The following is a 1,605-nucleotide window of genomic DNA, read 5'->3' as shown; positions in this document are numbered from 1 at the left end:
ATCCTAGGCTGCACCATGCGTTCGCCCCAGTTTACGCACGGCTGTTCACTGAGTCTGCGGCGTTACGAAGCTGTTCGCTGGCCCGGACTTGCTCGATGACGCGAAGTCCTGCCACGGAGTCCTCCGGATCCACCGGCACTGGGCCTCCCTCAAGCATCGCCACCGCCAACAACTCATAGAACAGCGCAAAATTACCCCGTTCCGTGGGCACGGACACTAGCTCTCCAGTTCGGCCCACAGTGCCCCAGTCCACTTCCGGTTCAACTCCATAGCCAGGGCTCCCAGGGCAGATGCCGGACTTAATTTGGTCCTCCTGAACATCTGCGCTTTCCTTCACATAGGCGGCATTCGCGCCAAGAACACGCATTCGTGGACCCTTTTGGGCAACATTGAGGTTCATCCACAGATGCGAGATGACACCGTTGGCGTGCTCCAGCGCCACGAAAACGTCGTCGTCGGCCAACTCCGCCAACCGCCGGGCGGCAAGCTCACCGTAGACCCTCACTACAGGGCCAAACAGTTGCAGTGCCTGGTCGATAAGGTGCGTGCCCAGATCGAAAAGGATGCCACCGCCGTCGGCCGCCGTAGCCTGCGCCTTCCACTCCTTCGTGATTTCAGGCTGCCAGCGCTCAAGCCGGGACTCAAAACGCCGCACCTCCCCCAGTGCACCCTGTGCGAGCAGCTTCTGCAACGTCAGAAACTCACCATCCCATCGTCTGTTCTGGTAGGTGGTGAGAAGCTGCCCCTGCTCCTTGGCCAAGGCAATCAGCGCCTCCCCATCAGCACTTGTGAGCGCAAACGGCTTGTCCACGACCACCGCACACGCCGCCTCGAGCGCTGCGGTCGCCAAGGGGACATGCGTGGCCGGTGGGGTCGCGACTACCACCAAGTCACTATCCTCAACGTGTGCACCCCTGTCCCATTCCTCACGTCCCATGATGGTTGCCTGCGGATGTGCAGCCTGAGCCGCCGCTTGCCGCCGTGGATCCGACGTCACGATCACATCAAGGCTGAACTCTTTCAGCGACGCCAAGGAGGGGGCATGAAACACACTCCCGGCCAGACCAAACCCCAATAGTGCGGTACGGATTGTTTGTGCCATGGGTCATACCCTACAGCCGCGCTACCATGTGTTCCATGACGATAGATTCCCCCAGACTCAGTTCACCTTTGAACATCACCGAGCAGGCAACACTGGCTCGTACTCTAGCCAGCAGCGACGACGTGACAGTGTTCGTTGACGGGACCGCGCACCGCCTCGACGACGGCGCACGGGCTGCGGTGCTCGACTTGTTACGCCGCCTTTCCAACGGGGATGCTGTCAGCGTGGCAAGTGTGGCGGAACTCCTCACCACCTCACAAGCGGCAGAAATGGCGGGGATCTCACACACCTTCCTGCGCAACCTGACCGACCGTGGCGAGATTGCCGTCCAGTACCGTGGTTCCCACCGACGTATTCGCCGTCAAGACGTCACAGCTTGGCTCTTGGCACAGAAGGACGCAACTCACAACACTGCGATTCAAAACGCCGAAGAGAGGCACCCTGGCAAGTAGCCGGGTGCGTCACGCGCCTTTCTGCTAGTCTCAGCCCATGGATGGCGCTTG

Annotated in this window: 2 protein-coding genes; one reads left to right on the top strand and one right to left on the bottom strand. The window is 60.7% G+C overall.

The genetic code is table 11. The features are described from left to right. Positions 1 to 31: 31 nt before the first annotated feature. The gene (locus Q4P21_RS16375) at positions 32 to 1,102 is read right to left on the bottom strand and encodes a Gfo/Idh/MocA family oxidoreductase (protein WP_303389762.1); all 1,071 of its coding nucleotides are present in this window, start codon (positions 1,100 to 1,102) and stop codon (positions 32 to 34) included. Between the two features lie 35 nt (positions 1,103 to 1,137). Here Q4P21_RS16375 and Q4P21_RS16370 point away from each other — a divergent pair, with 35 nt between their 5' ends. Continuing rightward, a complete protein-coding gene (locus Q4P21_RS16370; protein ID WP_303389761.1) occupies positions 1,138 to 1,554 on the top strand; it encodes a helix-turn-helix domain-containing protein in 417 nt (138 codons plus the stop codon). Positions 1,555 to 1,605 lie beyond the last annotated feature (51 nt).

It is taken from the genome of Arthrobacter sp. (genome assembly GCF_030540645.1).
GTDB lineage: Bacteria > Actinomycetota > Actinomycetes > Actinomycetales > Micrococcaceae > Specibacter.
Note: the sequence above shows the minus strand (reverse complement) of the source record. Positions and strands in the feature narration are given on the sequence as shown.

Coding starts and splice junctions, on each gene's coding strand:
- Q4P21_RS16370 (WP_303389761.1), top strand. CDS start 1,138: ATGACGATAGATTCCCCCAGACTCAGTTCACCTTTGAACATCACCGAG.
- Q4P21_RS16375 (WP_303389762.1), bottom strand. CDS start 1,102: ATGGCACAAACAATCCGTACCGCACTATTGGGGTTTGGTCTGGCCGGG.